Raw genomic sequence first — 17,343 nt, 5'->3', positions numbered from 1 at the left:
ATGATACTGATCGATAACACCTGTGTGAGTGATGACGTTGCAGACCAGTTTTTTGTCTGCAACCTTGAAAAATGCAAAGGGGCTTGCTGCGTGGAGGGGGACTCGGGTGCACCGCTGGAAGAAGATGAGCTTGCAGTACTGGCGGACCTGTACGAGCACGTGGAGCCCTACCTGACTGAAGAAGGCAAGGCTGCCATCGCAAAACAGGGTGTCTATACGACTGATTTTGAAGGTGATTACGTAACCCCCATTATTGAAGGGCGGGAATGTGCCTATGCCTTTTATGATCAGGAAAAAACGCTGAAATGCGGGATAGAACAGGCTTACCTGGATGGTAAAATTTCGTACAAGAAACCTTTGTCCTGTCATCTCTACCCTATCCGGGTAACGAAATACGATCATTACCACGCCCTTAATTACGATCGATGGAGCATTTGTAAAGATGCCTGCAGCCTTGGCGAGCACTTGGGCGTGCCCATTTACAAGTTTTTAAAAGAGCCGCTTATCAGAGCGTATGGGGAAGCATGGTATGCACAACTGGTACAGGAAGCGGAAGAGCTGATTGAACGCAATGCCCGAAAGCAATAGCTTTTTCAACGATGTTTACGAAGTGGTCCGGCTGATACCGCCGGGCCGGGTAACCTCATACGGCGCAATCGCCCGCTACCTGGGCAGTAAAAATGCACGCGTTGTGGGTTGGGCCATGAATGGCGCCAACGCCGCCGACGTTCCCGCACACCGTGTAGTCAATTCTGTGGGTATCCTGACCGGCGCGCAGGCTTTCGATCCGGATAACAACATGGAAGACAGGCTCAGAAAGGAAGGAATTGAGGTCCGCGCAAACCGTATAGTCAACTTTAAAAGTGTTTTTTGGGATCCGTCTCTTGAACTTTAACCCGGAAAATACCGGGTTCGTCCCAGGCAGGCTCCACAATAGACCAAGCGGCCGGGAAATTTATGCCGGCACGCTTTGTTGTTCCTCCAGGTAAGTCAGCAGCTTTTTCAGGTTGGTTATTTTGGCATAGTCTTCGTCGGGTATTGCGATGCCGAATGTCTGTTCAAGCTGCATCATCAGGTCGACCAGATCCAGACTGTCAAGTCCGAGATCCTTTACAAAGTGAGCTTCGTCAGTGACCGCGGAAGACTCTATGCCGAAATTTTTAAAAATCTCCAGAATTTTATTTTTCATGACAAAAAAGTGTTGATAGTGAATGTCTGTTTCGTCAGTATTTATGATTTCTTAACGCAAATATGAAGAATTTAGTGTCACAAAAAAATACAAATTATCAACAAACTTAAGCAACGAATACAACTAACTATTAATCAATTAATTACATCTCTCCGAAACACTCAAAAACATAAAAAATGCCAAACATTTTCATCTATTTATCCCAATACCAATAAAGACCACCCGAATCCGGACAGGCCTATGGCGGCTTGGGTCTACTCTCTGTTTACAAGGAGTTCTCTGAGTAACAAATGGTTGCATCGTGATGGATGCAGACAGAAATTGTATATTGCTGCCTGCAAAGGCGAAATCCGTATTAACTTCGCTTATTGAAGTGATCATCTGTGCCCGTCATCATTATCGGATAGAAATGTTGAAAAACTACCTCAGCCGGCTTTTTCTTTATCGTATAAGCAGGCCGGCAAGTAAAATCTCCCTGACCCTGATTGCCTTTTTATTCACATGCTCCCTGGTATTTGGGCAAAAGAAAAATTACCAGCTACTGCCGTTCGACAAGCGGGCCTCTTTTGGAAAGATGCCGGCCAACTGGGCGTTTGCCGACAGTGTTTATATTCACCCGGAAAAAACGAATCCAAGCAAAATAACGCCGGGAAGCCGCGTTCTGGTAGGTAAAACGGGCGAAGCCCTGGAGATTTCGGCTGCAGGTGCAAAAAATTTCAAATTTCTTCTCAGCTACACGCTTACCCGGCACGCCCGCATGACCGTCGTTCTGCCGGGCGGTGCGGCCGTACAGCTTTCAGAAGGCCGGGAAGAAGAAGGCAGCCAGACCAATGGCTTCACCGGTCAGCTTCCCGTCCAGAATATCGGTAAAATTGCCGGCCTACGCCAGACACTGGAGATCGACTATGAAAGCGAGATTCCCCGGTTCCCCGGACGTGCGCGTATCAACGAAGTAAAAATCAACGGTGTAGTCGTCCAGCAGGGCCAGTATATCGCGAAGTCGGGCTCACCCTCTTTAACCATACAGGTTGCGGAAGGCACAGTCGTACTGCATTCTGCCGGCTTTCAAATATTTGAAAACATACGCCCGGTTACCCTTACCAATCTTGCCTACAAAATTTACAACGACGCCTGGGACAGCCGCAAGACAGACATGCTGGGGCAATCCGGGACGTCCCCTGTCCTCACTTTTGAAGTTGCAGAAGAAAAAAAGAGTTATAACCTGGTGTACGAAGCCGATTTAGTCGTCGAAAGGGACGGTGATTACAATTTTACGACTATTTATACCGGAGCTTACTGCCAGCTGAGCATCGACGGCAATGTAGTGCTTGATACAGATCACAGCAACTCCCAGGAAACGCACCATACCAACGTGCGCCTGGAAAAAGGCAGCTATCGCCTGAAGTTATGGTATTCCCGCCTGCCGTGGTCGAGCCCGGCTCTCGGATTGCGTGTAGGCGAAAGACGGGTCCGGGATTATGACCTGCACGCCCTTTCATCGCTGCCTCAACCACGCCCGAAACCATTTATAGTAGCACGGCCGACGGGAGAAAGAGCCGAAATGGTACGTTCCTTCATCCAGCTCCCGACGGAAAATCATAAAAGGACACATTGCTTGTCTGTCGGCGCCCCAAATGGCCGGAATTTCTCGATCGATCTCAACCGGGCAGCACTCCTCCAGGTTTGGAGCGGCGAATTTGCCAATACTACCGAAATGTGGTATGAACGCGGCGAGCGCCAGACGCTGACGCCGATGGGATTGACCGAACCGGTTTCGTATCGCAGCAGCTTTTGCAGGCTGCCGACACCTGAATCACCCTGGGTGGATTCCGCTGCGGTAAACTTCCTGGACTACCGCGTGGACGCCCGCGGTCTCCCGTCTATACGTTATGCGTTGGGCCCGTCCGTAATCGAAGATGCGCTTACCACGATCGACAATGGTATTCAACGCACGATTACCCCGGAACGAAATGCAAGCAACAATAATTATGTGCTGCTTGCCGAAGGTAGGGAAATCAGGTCCGTTGAAAAGGGACTATACCTTGTTGACGGGCGGTTTTATATTAAAATACCCGCTGTAAAGGCACCCGTTCTGCGAAAATCTAATGGAAAAAATGAGCTATTGCTTCCGCTTGCTGCTCCGGTCAGTTTTTCAATTTTATGGTGAGAGGGGTGTGAGGGGTCAGGGATGAGGGATGAGGGGAAATTGGAAATCGGCAATCGGCAATCGGTCGGGCCGTATAAGTCGGAGGGAGTGATGGGGATGGGTAATCTTTATATGCCAATGAAAAAAAGTTTTTTACTATCGGTATTCTGCGCAATTCTTGCAGGGAGCGCGACGGCTCAAAACCGGCCGAAGACTGAGGACGACTACTATCGTATTGTGACCGTCCCTATTCCCGAGCAGGTGGAACTGGAGATCGGGGGCCTCGCCGTTCTGCCCGATGGCCGTGTGGCTGCGGCAACAAGACGCGGGGAAGTCTGGATGATTTCCAACCCATACGGCACCGGAAACGGCAAGCCGGAATTTCGCCGTTTCGCGCACGGGCTGCATGAACCGCTCGGGCTCCTTTACAGAGGAAATGATTTTCTCACTACTCAGCGTGGTGAAGTAACCCGCCTGGAAGACACCGACAAGGACGGAACGGCTGACCTTTACCAATCGTTTGCCAGGTGGCCCCTGTCGGGCAACTATCACCAGTATTCCTACGGCCCCGTGCGGCTTCCTAACGGTGAAATGGTTGTAACGCTCAACGTAGACTGGATAGGTCACGGCGGAAGTCTCACCAAATGGCGCGGATGGATGCTCAAACTTGATGAAAGAGGAGTTCTCACCCCCTGGGCAACCGGGCTGCGCTCACCGGCAGGCTTCGGCAGTTACCAAGGCGATATTTTCTATACCGAAAACCAGGGTGACTGGGTCGCTTCCGGACGCCTGACCCACCTGGAGAAAGGTGATTTTGCCGGAAATCCGGCAGGCCTTCGCTGGAGCAGTGACCCGGCCTCGCCGGTAAAAATTCGCCCCGAAGACATCACCAGTACCGGGGAACCGATGTACAACGTGGCCAAGAATCTTCCGGGCCTTAAACTCCCGGCAGTCTGGTTTCCGCATACCATAATGGGTATTTCGCTGTCAGACCTAAAAGAAGATATCAGCAAAGGGACTTTCGGCCCTTTTTCGGGGCAACTTTTCGTGGGAGACCAGGGGCACAGCAACATCATGCGGGCCGACCTGGAAAAAGTGAACGGCAAATGGCAGGGGGCCTGTTTCCCTTTCAGAAAAGGCTTCGCATCCGGGGTCCTGCGCCTCGAGTGGGGAATCGACGGCTCGCTTTTCGTGGGACAGACCAGCAGGGGGTGGTCGGCCACAGGTACGGCGCCTTTCGCATTGGAACGGCTCGTATGGACCGGTGAAACCCCGTTTGAAATGAAGCATCTGCATGCCCGCCCCGACGGTTTTGAAGTTACCTTCACCCTGCCCGTTGACCCCGAAAGTGCGAAAAAGGCAGATGCCTGGCAGGCAAGCAGTTTTACTTACAAATACCACAAGACCTACGGAAGCCCCGTAATTAACAACGAAGCCCTCCCGATAAAGGGAGTGATCGTTTCGGAAGACAGCATGCGGGTAAGGTTAATACTGGATGAAACCAGGATGAAAGCCGGGTATATTCATGAAATTAAAGCCGATGGTGTGTTATCGGCGACAGGACTAAACGTACTTCACCCGGTGGGTTATTACACCCTGAACGAAATCCCCGATGGTGAAAGGGCCGACGGAACCGGTGTTACCGTGTTTTCCGAATCCGAACCGCAGCATGTCCACCTGGTTGCTGACGCAGCGAATACCGACATAATGCCTAAAAGAATTACGGTCCAGCCGTCGGGCTGGGGTAAAGGACCGGACCGGAGGATTACCATAGGAACACGTCCGGGACTTCAGTTTGACATGTCCGAGATCCGTGTAAAGGCAGGCAGTAAGATCCAGCTTACCTTCAACAACAATGACGATATGCTGCATAACTTCGTGATTACGGAACCCGGAGGGGCCAACTCGGTTGGTGAAGCTGCCCTGGCGCTCGGACTAAAAGGCAGCGAACAGAGCTACATCCCCGCAGTGAAAGAGGTTTTGTTTCATACCAATATCCTGCAACCCGAAACTTCGGAAACCATTTATTTTGTAGCACCAGTAAAACCGGGTACCTACCAGTATGTCTGTACCTTCCCCGGGCATCATGCGCTCATGCAGGGAAAGTTGGTAGTTATTAAATAAAATCCGGAAAATTGAGCTTGCGGCGCAACAACCGGATTCATTATTTCGTACTTTGCCTTATAATCCCGTCAAAAAAAACTTCTTATGAAACAACGTCTCTATATACTCGCTTTTTTTGCTCTATCCGTCGCACTGACCTCTTGTAAAAAAGATGAGGATGAACCCGCTCCGGTGCCCGAAGTAGTCGGAAAATGGAGCCTTGATTACGGATTATTAAGCGGCTTTCAGAATGCAAACCTCAATGGTGCAAAAATCGATCCTTACTCGGAGATAGACTTCGGGGGCTTTTTCTACACCTCTCAAATCCATATTCTCAATAACGACAATAAAACGTTCGTCGAAGTGTACAGACACCAGGGAGGCGTCGAGGATCTGACCGGCAAATGGACGTTTGATGCCGGTAAGCTGACCCTTGACTACGACCTTTCCGACATTGATAATGAAGTATTTACCCTCGAAACGAAGGACGGCCTGCAGCAATTGGTATCGCCAACCAAAGATATGCCGCTCGACAGTGTTACCGTAGGGAAGATCCAATACATCTACAGAAAATAATAGCGGTACTGCCGCCCTTTAACAAACATCCCCTCTCCCCGGGGATGTTTGTTATTTTGCAGTCAATTCTATAACCCGCGGGGCCGGTTTAAAGGGCGCTCAGCTTAAAATACCCGTTTTTTACGATGTCTTCATTGCGCCCACTCCGATCAGGGGTTATGGTCAGCCTGAACTTCTCTTTTGTGGAATCCGGTAAAAGGTCCTCTATTTCGTAGATATCATCGACATCAAGCCCATACTTGTCATCAATATGGGCCGAATCATGGTGCTGCCAAAATACCGTAGCTTTCGCCTGGACGATCGCTTCGGCAAGTGATTTCGCGACGACGACACGCTTAAAATGGTATTCTTCAAACTCATTTTCCTTGTAGCCGCCGAGATTGACAAAATAAAGCTTCAGCTCTGAATCTTGCTGCATCTCCTCACGCGGGACAACCGCTATGTGATACCCGTCAACCCAAGTAACCGTCCTGTAGGCATCAATATGCACCTTTTGATCCGCCTCGGGCCAGAACTCCAGGATAGCCGGGACAAAATCCCGCAATTCCGTCCCTACCCCGAAAAAAATATCATGCTGCTCCGTTCGCCTGCCGCGCGGTTTGCAACCTAAAAGCATCATATATAGATCCATAGGCTTGAGGTTTAAGACTTAAGTGGCTGCTTTTGGATGGAATGCCTGAAACTGAGGTAAATCGCTGGTGCAATTTCTCACGCAAAGGAAGTACCTTGTGAGGAAAAATACTATACTTCTCAAAATAATGCGTAGGATCAGCCACGCCTTCCCGGCAAAAACCAAAATGGAGATGACATTATCAAACCGCTTGATAATCCAGGAACTTTGTCCTAAATTTGAAGACAAAGTTCCAAACCAAAAAATGATGGACGTGTTAGAGAAGGAAAGCCTTTTGGACAAAGAAATCGGCAAACTGCTGCGAAAAACAGGTCGTTCCGGCGCCAATTCCGGGCGCGGTTATGTAAAATTCAGCGAAGTATTAACCGACAAAATGTCGATGGTTTTCTTAATCCGGAATGGTATCCCCTACCATGTATTTGAATTAATACGCGAATCCGGCCCGCTTACCGAAAATGAATGGGCAGCCATTTTAGATGTTTCTTCCAAAACGCTAACCCGGTACAAAACCGAAAACAGGGATTTTAAAACCCTCCTAGCCGAAAAAATTATGGAAATGGCAGAAGTAACGCAACTGGGGCTGGAGGTATTCGGCAACCTCAGCCGCTTCAGCCAGTGGCTGCACACTCCCAGTTTCGCTTTGGGAAACCTGATGCCGTTGGAGCTGCTGAAAGATTCCTACGGGAAAGAACTCGTTACCGCTGAACTCAGTCACATCCACTACGGCATTTTTGTGTAGCGACATGATGGTGTTCAGACTTGCAAGGGAGCGTTTTTCGTACACGCTTTCCGGAATGGGTGCCGCCCGTTATGGCGCCCGCTGGAACTCAGCGGGAGTAGAGTTGGTATACACGACCGGTAACCGTTCACTGGCTATGGCCGAAGTAGCGATACACTTGTCGGTTGCTACACTTCCCGATGATTATATGATGCTGTCCGTACATATTCCGGACAGCCTCTCCGTTGACGAATTAAGAACGGATCAGTTACCGGACAACTGGAATGCATTTCCCTATCCGCTTACGACAAAAAAGATAGGCGATACCTTTGTTTCTGACAATCGCGCCGCCATTCTCAGGATCCCGTCGGTAGTTACGCAAGGGGATTTTAATTATCTACTCAATCCTAAACACCCGGATTTCACCAAAATCAGCATCCTTTCCAGAGAACGGTTTCCGTTTGACAGAAGGATATTTTCCAGTTAAGTGCCGAACAAAAGCAGGGCTACCGGCGGGGCTCCCTAACGGTGGGGTCCCGCTCAGGTGCTGTAACCACGCTAATTCGGCCTTCACATTACGATCAATCAGTAAAACCTGCGTAAATTGCAGGTCTTACAACAGCGTAACATTATGGCCACCGAAGAAATAAAAGAGACAAAGCCGCTAAACTTCATCGAGGAAATTGTAGAAAATGATCTGGCACAAGGAAAATACAGCAGGATCATTACGCGATTTCCGCCTGAACCCAACGGTTACCTACACATTGGCCACGCAAGCAGCATCGTCCTCAACTTCGGGTTGACAGAAAGTTACAACGGGTATACCAACCTCCGGTTCGACGATACGAACCCGGTTACCGAAGATACGGCATACGTGGAGGCCATCAGACAGGATGTTCGCTGGCTTGGATTCAAATGGGAAAACGAGCTGTATGCCTCCGATTATTTCGGCCAACTTTATGAATATGCGCTGACGCTGATCAGGAAGGGCTTCGCTTATGTTGACGACAGCAGTTCCGAGGAAATGGCAGCTCAAAAAGGAACGCCTACCTCTGCGGGCACCGAAAGTCCGTTCCGGACCAGGAGCATAGAAGAGAACCTTTCTCTTTTTGAGGCTATGAAAGCCGGTGACTATCCGGACGGCAGTAAGACCCTTCGGGCCAAAATAGATATGGCGCACCCCAATATGATTATGCGTGATCCGATTCTTTACCGGATCAAACATGCTGCGCATCACCGCACGGGGGATACCTGGAAAATCTACCCCATGTATGACTTTGCACACGGGCAAAGTGATTCACTGGAACGGGTAACGCATTCGCTTTGTACGCTCGAGTTTGTTCCGCATCGCGAGCTTTACGACTGGCTGATTGAAAAACTGGAAATCTACCCTTCTCACCAGTATGAATTTGCACGCCGGAATGTAAACCATACGGTCACCAGCAAGCGTAAACTCATGCAATTGGTGAACGAAAATTTCGTTTCCGGGTGGGACGACCCGCGCATGCCTACCATTGCCGGGATGCGCAGACGCGGCTATACACCCGAATCGATCAGGGATTTTGTAGAAAGAATCGGCGTTTCGAAGCGGGAAAACAGTGTCGACCTCAGCTTGCTCGAGTTTTGCGTCCGCGAACATCTCAACAAAATAGCCCTTCGCCGCATGGTAGTGCTGGATCCGCTGAAAATTACAATCACCAATTTTCCTGCCGGCCAAAAAGAAATCTGCCTGAGCGAAAACAACCCCGAGTCTCCCTCTGCCGGAAGCCGGGAAGTTCCTTTCACACGTGAAATTTTTATTGAAAGGGATGATTTCATGGAAAATCCGCCCAAAAAATATCACCGGCTCTCTCCCGGACAATACGCCCGGTTAAAAAGTGCCTTCATTATCCGGTGCGACGAAGTGGTGAAAGATGCCGCGGGGGAAGTAACCGAGATCAAATGCAGTTATATTGAGAATAGCAAAAGCGGCCAGGACACTTCCGGGATTAATGCAAAAGCCACCTTACACTGGGTATCGGCCACAGACGCTGTACCGGTTGAAGTGAGGTTGTACGACCGCCTTTTCACGGTAGAAGACCCGGGCGACGCAGATGGAGATTTTAAGGATTACATCAACCCCGAGTCCCTGAAGACGATAACCGGGTATGCAGAACCGGCGCTCGCGACAGACGATCAGACCGCGCATTTTCAATTTCTCAGATTGGGCTATTTCTTCGCCGACAAAGATTCCCGTCCGGAAAAGCCGGTTTTCAACCGAACCACTACCTTGCGTGACAACTACGCGAAGGGCGCCGGCAAATAAAAGGGAAAGGCCGTCGGATCCATAATCCGACGGCCTTTTCCTTTTATTGCCCGGACTTTATCAGAGCTTCCGAATCGCATCGGCAATTTCGTTAAACGGCTGCTCGCCTTCAAAACTCTTCACCAGCCTTCTCGAGCTGTCGTACAAAGCAACAAACGGGAACTTCCGGATATCAAGCGCGCGGACAAGGGCATACCCCTTCCCCTCTGTCCCGACACGCATATTGGGAAACTTGCGCAAACCCATAGTCTCTTCGAAAGACTTCAGGGTATTAAGTTCGACAAATGTTGCCAAAATAACCTGCCTGTCTTTGATCAGCTTCTCACGCTGTAATAAATCCGTGATAAACTGCTTGCAATGCCCGCAATCAGGAGAAAAATAGACCAGGATGACCGGACCTTGTTTCAATTGCGGCTGGGTGAAGCTTTCCCCGTTTGTCAAGGTCAGATTAATCGTCGGTAAAAGCGGTTGCGTAAGCGCTCCCTGAGCAAAACCAGGCAGAACAGAAGTGCCGAATAGTAACAGGAAAAAGTACTTTAACATCTTGCTTCAGGTGAAATATGAATCCCTAAAAATAAGAATTATGTTTTGACCAAAAGCGAACCCGCCAAAATTTTAAGCGCCGGTTTAACACCCTTAACAGATTGTTAACCGGGACAATTACTTCGAATAGTGCCAAAAAACGGTAAATTGAACGCAGAATCATCATCCATTTTAAACCAGTATATGGACTCTAGAAGAGAATTCATCAAGAAGGCAGCTATGCTGTCGGGTGCGGCGGGGCTCATGAATATGCTTCCCCCCTCCATTCAAAAAGCCCTTGCCATAGATCCTGAAAAGGGAAGCACCTTTTTGGATGCTGAGCATGTTGTTATCTTGATGCAGGAAAACCGGTCTTTTGACCACAGTTACGGTTCACTTCAGGGGGTACGGGGGTTCAATGACCCGCGGGCCATAGTTCAACCGAATAAAAATAAAGTCTGGCTCCAGTCCAACGCAAAAAAAGAAACTTTTACACCTTTCCGGCTCAATATCCACGACACAAAATCAACGTGGATGTCAGCCCTGCCCCATTCCTGGGAAAACCAGGTGGATGCATTGAACGAAGGCCGCATGGACGGCTGGCTCGAAAACAAAAAGTCAGGCAACAAAGATTACAAGGAAATGCCGCTGACCATGGGCTTTTACAACAGGGAGGACATTCCTTTCTACTATGCCCTGGCCGACGCCTTCACAGTGTGTGACCAGAACTTCTGCTCGTCCCTCACCGGCACCACACCGAACCGCCTGTATCTTTGGTCGGGTACTATCCGGGAAAAGCAGAATTTTGAATCAAAGGCCAACGTACATAACGGTGACGTGACCTACAGTAAAGAGGCCTCCTGGACTACCCTCCCCGATCGCCTGGAGGATGCCGGTATCTCATGGAAAATTTACCAGAATGAATTAAGCGTACCGGTAGGGTTCGAAGGCCCCGAAGAAGAGTGGCTGGCAAACTTCACCAATAACCCGCTCGAATGGATGACGCAATTTCACGTCTGGTACTCAAAAGGACTTCAAAACTATCTCCCAAAGGCCCTGGCGACTTTACCCGGGAAAATAACGGAACTCGAAGCAGCGCTAGGTGAGGCCAAAGCAAAAAACGCGGATACAACCGAGCTGCAGAAGCAGTTGAACCGCGCGAGGGTTACCCTCAAAAATTTGCGGGAAGTTCCGGGGAAATATCCCGCAGAGGACTTCCAAAAACTTGGTAAAAGAGAGCAAAACCTACATAAAAAGGCATTTTGCGACAATTCCGGCGATCCGGACTACCACAAGGTGACCGAAGTCAGGTACGATGATAACGGGACCGAGCGCATAATGTACCTCCCCAAAGGCGACGTTCTTCACCAGTTTCGTGAAGATGTAAAAAATGGGAAACTTCCCACGGTTTCTTACCTGGTTGCCCCGGAAAACTTTTCGGATCACCCGGGAGCGCCGTGGTACGGAGCCTGGTATCTTTCAGAATCACTTGATATACTGACACAAAACCCGGAAGTATGGAAAAAGACCATTTTCATACTATGTTACGACGAAAATGATGGTTATTTTGACCACGTAACGCCGTTTTTCCCGCCGCGGCCGGGAGATGCCAATTTTGGTAAAGCCAGCGCCGGAATAGATACCTCAGTTGAAATGGTCAACCTGAAGCATGAGCTTCAGCGGGTGCGTACCGATGCGGAAAAAGTTTCGCGCGATGGCCCCATCGGGTTGGGTTTCAGGGTACCGCTCGTCATCGCCTCTCCCTGGAGCCGTGGCGGATTTGTTAATTCGGAGGTATTTGACCACACCTCCATCGTTCAGTTCCTGGAAGTGTTTCTTTCGCATAAAACCGGTAAGGTGTTTAAAGAGGAGAATGTTTCCGAGTGGCGCAGAACCGTTTGCGGAGACCTGACTTCCACCTTCCGGCCTTACAACGGAGAAAAAATGGAATTTCCCCAACCGATTGAACGCAAACCTTTTGTTGAAGGCATACACAAGTCGCAGTTCAAGGAATTGCCCAGCGGCTTCCATCCGCTTTCGCAGGCACAAATAGACGAAATCAACGGCAAAGCCACCGGTGCAACCCTGAAACCGATCCAGGAAAAGGGCACCCGCCTTGCCAACCCGCTTCCTTACGAGCTTTATGCCGACGGCAAGTCAAACGCTGCCGGTAATTTTGAACTGACACTAAAGGCCGGCAACAGTTTTTTTGGTAAAAAATCGGCCGGTTCACCGTTCCTTGTTTATTTATACGGCAAAGAATACCGCGTGCGCGCTTACGCCGTTAAGCCGGGAGATCAGCTCAACGATATTTTCCCGGCCGGCCTGTTCAATAATGGTGAATTTCACCTGGCCGTTTACGGACCCAATGGCTTCTTCCGGGAGTTCAAAGCTGCACGTGATTTACCCGCCGTAAAAGTTACCTATACAAACGACCAAAAGTCGCGAAAGCCCGCACGGGAAGTAGTAATAACCATCACCAACAACAGCCCGGATCGCCAGGCGCTGCTACTTCACGACCATAGCTATGGCGCCAAAGAAATCCGGCTCCAGCTTGCCCCTTCGAAAACGGAAAAAATTGTGCTGAAAGTAGACGGTAACTTCGGCTGGTACGACTTCAGTATCGGATTTTCAGAAAAAAAAAATGGATCTGCACGTTTTGCCGGTCGGGTGGAAAACGGCCAAAACAGCCGTACAGACCCGTTTATGGGCGCCTGACTTTCACAAATAATAAAAAAATTAAAAAATATCTTTAAAATGATGTGACGAGGTTGTTACTTAGCCGTCATAATAATGAAGTTTTTCATAACGTTGAGTAAATTAAATATCCGTTTTTGACTTTTCAGAAGCGGATATTTTGTTTTATTTCCCTGCTCTTTTCTCCATTATCAGCCTCGTCTTCAAGTCGAACAGATGTTTTTCCAGCCCGACATGATAGGTATGGGGGTTGGTGAACCGAAGCGTGCCTTCGTAAATACTTTTAAGCTGGCGGGCGGCCCTCTCTTTAATGTCGGTTATGCCGGGAAGTTCGGCAACCAGGCCGCCGTTCCGGAATATCGGCACCAATAAATCTTCAAAGCTATACCCCGGCCCGAATGATTGCTGTTTGGTGAAATCATAAGGGTGAATCATTCTCGTTTCGCCCTCCCATTCATCTTCCTGGTTGAAGATCATGTCAGCAACAAACACGCCGTTCTTACTGAAGCGCCGTACCTGCAGCACACCCGGGGTGGAAACTTTTACCATTTGTTCTGACAATTTGAGTTTGTAATCCCAGGTACCGTCGGACTTCTTCAATGCCGACAGTTTGTATACGCCGCCCAGAGCAGGTTGATCATAAGCGGTCACCAGGCGTGTCCCTACCCCCCACGCGTCAATCCGGGCACCCTGCTCTTTCAGGCTCTTGATGATATATTCGTCCAGGTCATTGCTTGCAACAATACTGGTATCGGTAAACCCATTGTCATCCAGGAGTTTCCGGCTTTCGATACTCAGGTAGGCAAGATCGCCCGAATCCAGCCGTACGCCCAGGAGGCGATGATTGTTCTTCTTTAGTTCGCGGCCCACTTCGATGGCATTTTTCACCCCCTTCAGCGTATCATAGGTGTCTACGAGTAAAATGACATTGTTCGGCATGTGCGCGGCATATGCCTCGAACGCTTCTTTCTCGGACGGAAAAGACATCACCCAGCTGTGTGCATGGGTGCCTTTTACAGGTATATTGAACTTACGACCGGCAAACACGTTTGAGGTGCCGTCAAAACCGCCTATATAGGCTGCGCGGCTTGCCGTAATTCCCCCGTCGGGCCCCTGCGCTCGCCTCAGGCCGAACTCCAGCAGCGTATCCTCCGGGGCAACCAGCCGTATGCGGGCGGCTTTGGTAGCGATCAGCGATTCGAAATTCACGATATTGAGCAGCGCAGTTTCGAGAAGCTGGCACTGAATAACGGGACCTGTTACCCGAATCAGGGGTTCGTCGGGGAACACCAGCGTCCCTTCGGGTATGGCATCAAGGTCGCAGGAAAACTTCAGCTCCCGGAGATATTCCAAGAAACCGCTTTCAAAAAGAGGTTGCCCATCCGCCCCGGTCAGCGAGGCAAGATAAGCGATATCGGATTCGGAGAATGAATAATTTTCCAGGTAGTGAACGACGCTTTCAAGCCCGCAGGAAATGGTAAAACCACCCTGAAAGGGGTGCTTTCTGAAGTAAAGGTTAAAGACGGCCTGCTCTTCGCCTTTCCCGGATTTCCAATAGCCGTAAGCCATCGTGAGCTGGTACAAATCGGTCAAAAGCGCTGACCCGCTGTAATGATTATCCAATGTCATGTGGTTTTTAGTGCACTGATCGTGGAAGCAAATTAAGAATAAAATTATCCCGCCCTGCAACATTCGTCTGCGACACTACGTCATTGAAGCAGTTAAAATCAATCATTGCTGCGGTCCTGTACGAAACGGGGCGCTTGTAGGAGGATTTTACAACGGAAAAGAATAGCTGCCGCTTATCCATTTCAAGAACCATTGATGTAAAGAAAGGTTCTATGCATTGCAAAGTACCCTACTTTTACAACGAAAGATCTGGAAAAAAGATCACATCTATTAGCCATGAAATTATTAAAAACTCTACTAGCGGCAGCTATTCTTTTTCAATTAGTCCATCCGGCTCAGGCCCAGGACAAACCCCGTACCATCAGTGGAAAGGTGCTTCAACAATCCGACAAGGAAGGTATTCCGTTTGTGAATGTTTTTTTATTGAAACCGGCCGATTCTACTATGGTAAAGGGAATTGCGGCTTCCGAAAAAGGGACTTACCAATTTGAAGACGTAGTCGCCGGAAGCTACCTGGTCATGGCCAGCATGGTTGGTTTTACAAAAACCTACACCGGGCCGGTAAAAATGGAAGAAAAAGGCATAAAACTTCCCGACCTTGTTCTGGCCGCTGAAGTCCAGTCTCTGAACGAGGTCAAAGTAGTGGCGCAGAAGCCCTTTGTCGAGCAGGAGGTAGACCGCATGATCATTAACGTGGAAGGCAGCCCCGTATCGGCAGGGTCAACCGCACTGGAAGTATTGGAAAGATCACCGGGTGTTACCGTTGACCAGCAAAACGACAAGCTGAAGCTTAGGGGGAAGTCCGGGGTAATTGTGCAGATAGACGGAAAACAGAGTTACCTGTCGGAGTCGGAGCTGGTTGCGTTGCTCAGGAATACACCCAGCGACAATATTGAAAAAATTGAGCTGATCACCAATCCGTCTGCCAAGTATGATGCCGCCGGGAATTCGGGAATCATCAATATCAAATTCAAGAAAAACAAAAATTATGGCACCAACGGTAACTTCAGTATAGGAGCCGGGATGGCCGACAGGCGGAAGCCGCGGGCCAATGCCATGTTCGCTATCAACCAGCGCGAAGGAAAGCTCAGCTGGAATGCAACGCTCAACGGTTTTCAGGGAAAAGGTTTCAACGACCAGTTCATTCAGCGCGTGATTCCTTTCGAGGGGAATAACACAACATTTAATTCGGTATCCAAAAACAACTGGAAAGCTACTTTTTACAGCTACAAACTGGGGGTTGACTACTATCTGAACAGCAAGACTACGCTGGGCGCTATGTTTTCAGGGTTCAGCAACCGATGGGAAAGTCCGCTCAGAGAAAGTAAATCCGATATTTTCGACAACGATCTCGTTTTGAAAGAGCGGTTTAAAACTTCCATTGCCACCAATTCCGGCACCCGCAATTACACCGCCAATGTTAACCTGAAGCATCAGTTCAACGACAAAGGGAAAGAGCTTTCTTTCGACGTGGACTATGTACGCTACGACCGAAGCGACAAAAACCTGATGAACACCCTTTACACGGCACCCGACGGCAGCAAACCACGCCCGGACGAATTACTTCGGACGAATATGCCTTCTATTATCAACATCGGGGTTGCGAAACTGGACTATACCCAGCCAATCGGGAAAGGCAAGTTCGAAGCCGGGCTTAAATCGAGCTATGTGAAGGCCGACAACGACATGCTGATGGAAATATTTGCCGACAAATGGCAGGTGGATCTTAACCGGACCAACCGGTTTAAATACACGGAAAATATTAACGCCGCGTACGCCAATTTCAATGGCAAGTTTTCGGAAAAGACCAAATACCAGGTGGGCCTCAGGGCAGAACATACCCACAGCATCGGCAACTCGGTGACGCTGAACAAGGTAACCGACCGGAATTATGTAAATGTCTTTCCGAGCGCCTTTATTTCACAGACCCTTGACAGCAACAATGTGCTGAACCTGTCGTACAGCTACCGGCTCGACCGGCCCAATTATCAATCGCTGAACCCGTTTGAATTCTACCTGGATCCGTACACGTTCCAAAGAGGAAACCCTAATTTACGGCCACAGTACACCCATTCATTCCAGTTGGTCCACGTCTTTAAAAACTTTTTGAATACAACACTGGCCTACAGTCGTATTACTGATGTGATTGCCGAACAGGTTCCGCAGATCGAAGCCGAGAAAAACTTCACTTACGTAACCAATACCAACCTGGACAATCAGAACTATTTCAGCCTGATTATTTCGGCGCCCATCCCGGTAACCAAATGGTGGAACCTGCAGCTCAACGGGTCAACTACTTACAACAGTTTTAAAACTTTTTATAGAAATGCTTTCTATGATGTGAGTATCCTGAGCTACAATTTGTATGGTAATAATACGATAAAACTTCCGAAGGAATGGTCGGTGGAAGCGGGAGGCTGGGTGGATGGCCCCAACATCTATGGCCTCGTGCGGTCCAGTACCATGGGCGCATTCAGTCTCGGAGTTCAGAAGAATCTCTGGGACAAGAAAGGAAGTATTAAACTGAATGTACAGGATCCTCTCGCCAAAAACCGTTTCAAGGGAGAGACCCATTTCGAAGATATCAACCTGAACATCTATAGCAGATGGCCCAGTCGCCAGGTGCGATTGACCTTCTCCTACCGCTTCGGCAATCAAAACGTAAAAACACGTCAGCGAAGTACCGGATCGGACGATCTTCAGCAACGGGTAGGTGGCGGACAAAATTGATGCTGCCCCCGGTCAAAAGCACTAATCATGCGATTAGTTTAGGTTAATAAGTCAGAAAGCCCTTTCCGTATGAGAAAGGGCTTTCTTATTGCAAACA

Annotated in this window: 14 protein-coding genes; 10 read left to right on the top strand and 4 right to left on the bottom strand. The window is 49.2% G+C overall.

Going from position 1 to position 17,343, the window contains the following annotated elements; translation table 11 throughout:
• A complete protein-coding gene (locus ABD852_RS00605; protein ID WP_345026045.1) occupies nt 1–588 on the top strand; it encodes a DUF3109 family protein in 588 nt (195 codons plus the stop codon).
• Nucleotides 572–895: an MGMT family protein gene (locus ABD852_RS00600; RefSeq protein WP_345026044.1), complete on the top strand. Its 324-nt coding sequence runs from the start codon at nt 572–574 to the stop codon at nt 893–895. Before ABD852_RS00605 ends, ABD852_RS00600 begins: the two co-directional genes overlap by 17 nt.
• Nucleotides 896–955: 60 nt before the next feature.
• Here ABD852_RS00600 and ABD852_RS00595 read toward each other — a convergent pair whose 3' ends face one another.
• Nucleotides 956–1,189, bottom strand: a complete 234-nt coding sequence (locus ABD852_RS00595; protein ID WP_345026043.1) for an acyl carrier protein — start codon at nt 1,187–1,189, stop codon at nt 956–958.
• 304 nt (nt 1,190–1,493) lie between these two features.
• Between ABD852_RS00595 and ABD852_RS00590 the strand changes: the two genes are divergently transcribed.
• The 3 genes from ABD852_RS00590 (at nt 1,494) to ABD852_RS00580 (ending at nt 6,014) form a co-directional block, all read left to right on the top strand.
• Nucleotides 1,494–3,356 (top strand): hypothetical protein, encoded by a 1,863-nt coding sequence (locus tag ABD852_RS00590; protein WP_345026042.1) that lies wholly within the window; start codon nt 1,494–1,496, stop codon nt 3,354–3,356.
• A gap of 117 nt (nt 3,357–3,473) precedes the next feature.
• Nucleotides 3,474–5,459: a plastocyanin/azurin family copper-binding protein gene (locus tag ABD852_RS00585; RefSeq protein WP_345026041.1), complete on the top strand. Its 1,986-nt coding sequence runs from the start codon at nt 3,474–3,476 to the stop codon at nt 5,457–5,459.
• Nucleotides 5,460–5,543: 84 nt separating this feature from the next.
• Nucleotides 5,544–6,014: a hypothetical protein gene (locus tag ABD852_RS00580; RefSeq protein WP_345026040.1), complete on the top strand. Its 471-nt coding sequence runs from the start codon at nt 5,544–5,546 to the stop codon at nt 6,012–6,014.
• An 88-nt stretch (nt 6,015–6,102) separates the two neighbouring features.
• Here the strand turns inward: ABD852_RS00580 and ABD852_RS00575 are convergent, their stop codons facing one another.
• Nucleotides 6,103–6,645, bottom strand: a complete 543-nt coding sequence (locus ABD852_RS00575; protein ID WP_345026039.1) for a DUF1543 domain-containing protein — start codon at nt 6,643–6,645, stop codon at nt 6,103–6,105.
• A 244-nt stretch (nt 6,646–6,889) separates the two neighbouring features.
• On the opposite strand from ABD852_RS00575, the gene parS reads away from it, so the two are divergent.
• The 3 genes from parS (at nt 6,890) to ABD852_RS00560 (ending at nt 9,668) form a co-directional block, all read left to right on the top strand.
• On the top strand, nt 6,890–7,384 hold the full coding sequence (gene parS / locus ABD852_RS00570; RefSeq protein ID WP_345026038.1) for a type II RES/Xre toxin-antitoxin system antitoxin: 495 nt from the start codon (nt 6,890–6,892) through the stop codon (nt 7,382–7,384).
• 4 nt (nt 7,385–7,388) lie between these two features.
• A complete protein-coding gene (locus tag ABD852_RS00565; RefSeq protein WP_345026037.1) occupies nt 7,389–7,850 on the top strand; it encodes an RES family NAD+ phosphorylase in 462 nt (153 codons plus the stop codon).
• Between the two features lie 144 nt (nt 7,851–7,994).
• The gene (locus ABD852_RS00560) at nt 7,995–9,668 is read left to right on the top strand and encodes a glutamine--tRNA ligase/YqeY domain fusion protein (protein ID WP_345026252.1); all 1,674 of its coding nucleotides are present in this window, start codon (nt 7,995–7,997) and stop codon (nt 9,666–9,668) included.
• A gap of 60 nt (nt 9,669–9,728) precedes the next feature.
• Here the strand turns inward: ABD852_RS00560 and ABD852_RS00555 are convergent, their stop codons facing one another.
• Nucleotides 9,729–10,211 (bottom strand): TlpA family protein disulfide reductase, encoded by a 483-nt coding sequence (locus ABD852_RS00555; RefSeq protein WP_345026036.1) that lies wholly within the window; start codon nt 10,209–10,211, stop codon nt 9,729–9,731.
• Nucleotides 10,212–10,394: 183 nt separating this feature from the next.
• On the opposite strand from ABD852_RS00555, the gene ABD852_RS00550 reads away from it, so the two are divergent.
• On the top strand, nt 10,395–12,908 hold the full coding sequence (locus ABD852_RS00550) for a phosphocholine-specific phospholipase C (RefSeq protein ID WP_345026035.1): 2,514 nt from the start codon (nt 10,395–10,397) through the stop codon (nt 12,906–12,908).
• A 144-nt stretch (nt 12,909–13,052) separates the two neighbouring features.
• On the opposite strand, the gene ABD852_RS00545 is transcribed toward ABD852_RS00550, so the two are convergent.
• The gene (locus ABD852_RS00545; RefSeq protein WP_345026034.1) at nt 13,053–14,516 is read right to left on the bottom strand and encodes a nicotinate phosphoribosyltransferase; all 1,464 of its coding nucleotides are present in this window, start codon (nt 14,514–14,516) and stop codon (nt 13,053–13,055) included.
• 276 nt (nt 14,517–14,792) lie between these two features.
• On the opposite strand from ABD852_RS00545, the gene ABD852_RS00540 reads away from it, so the two are divergent.
• The gene (locus ABD852_RS00540; protein ID WP_345026033.1) at nt 14,793–17,246 is read left to right on the top strand and encodes a TonB-dependent receptor; all 2,454 of its coding nucleotides are present in this window, start codon (nt 14,793–14,795) and stop codon (nt 17,244–17,246) included.
• Nucleotides 17,247–17,343 lie beyond the last annotated feature (97 nt).

Origin of the sequence: Ravibacter arvi (assembly GCF_039540405.1) — a bacterium.
Taxonomy (GTDB): domain Bacteria; phylum Bacteroidota; class Bacteroidia; order Cytophagales; family Spirosomataceae; genus Ravibacter; species Ravibacter arvi.
This window is presented reverse-complemented; position numbering and strand designations above follow the sequence as displayed.

Bases quoted from the DNA above. Each gene is read 5' to 3' on its own strand.
- parS (WP_345026038.1), top strand. From the start codon at position 6,890: ATGATGGACGTGTTAGAGAAGGAAAGCCTTTTGGACAAAGAAATCGGC.
- ABD852_RS00560 (WP_345026252.1), top strand. From the start codon at position 7,995: ATGGCCACCGAAGAAATAAAAGAGACAAAGCCGCTAAACTTCATCGAG.
- ABD852_RS00550 (WP_345026035.1), top strand. From the start codon at position 10,395: ATGGACTCTAGAAGAGAATTCATCAAGAAGGCAGCTATGCTGTCGGGT.
- ABD852_RS00565 (WP_345026037.1), top strand. From the start codon at position 7,389: ATGATGGTGTTCAGACTTGCAAGGGAGCGTTTTTCGTACACGCTTTCC.
- ABD852_RS00585 (WP_345026041.1), top strand. From the start codon at position 3,474: ATGAAAAAAAGTTTTTTACTATCGGTATTCTGCGCAATTCTTGCAGGG.
- ABD852_RS00590 (WP_345026042.1), top strand. From the start codon at position 1,494: ATGGATGCAGACAGAAATTGTATATTGCTGCCTGCAAAGGCGAAATCC.
- ABD852_RS00605 (WP_345026045.1), top strand. From the start codon at position 1: ATGATACTGATCGATAACACCTGTGTGAGTGATGACGTTGCAGACCAG.
- ABD852_RS00540 (WP_345026033.1), top strand. From the start codon at position 14,793: ATGAAATTATTAAAAACTCTACTAGCGGCAGCTATTCTTTTTCAATTA.
- ABD852_RS00595 (WP_345026043.1), bottom strand. From the start codon at position 1,189: ATGAAAAATAAAATTCTGGAGATTTTTAAAAATTTCGGCATAGAGTCT.
- ABD852_RS00580 (WP_345026040.1), top strand. From the start codon at position 5,544: ATGAAACAACGTCTCTATATACTCGCTTTTTTTGCTCTATCCGTCGCA.
- ABD852_RS00545 (WP_345026034.1), bottom strand. From the start codon at position 14,516: ATGACATTGGATAATCATTACAGCGGGTCAGCGCTTTTGACCGATTTG.
- ABD852_RS00600 (WP_345026044.1), top strand. From the start codon at position 572: ATGCCCGAAAGCAATAGCTTTTTCAACGATGTTTACGAAGTGGTCCGG.
- ABD852_RS00555 (WP_345026036.1), bottom strand. From the start codon at position 10,211: ATGTTAAAGTACTTTTTCCTGTTACTATTCGGCACTTCTGTTCTGCCT.
- ABD852_RS00575 (WP_345026039.1), bottom strand. From the start codon at position 6,645: ATGGATCTATATATGATGCTTTTAGGTTGCAAACCGCGCGGCAGGCGA.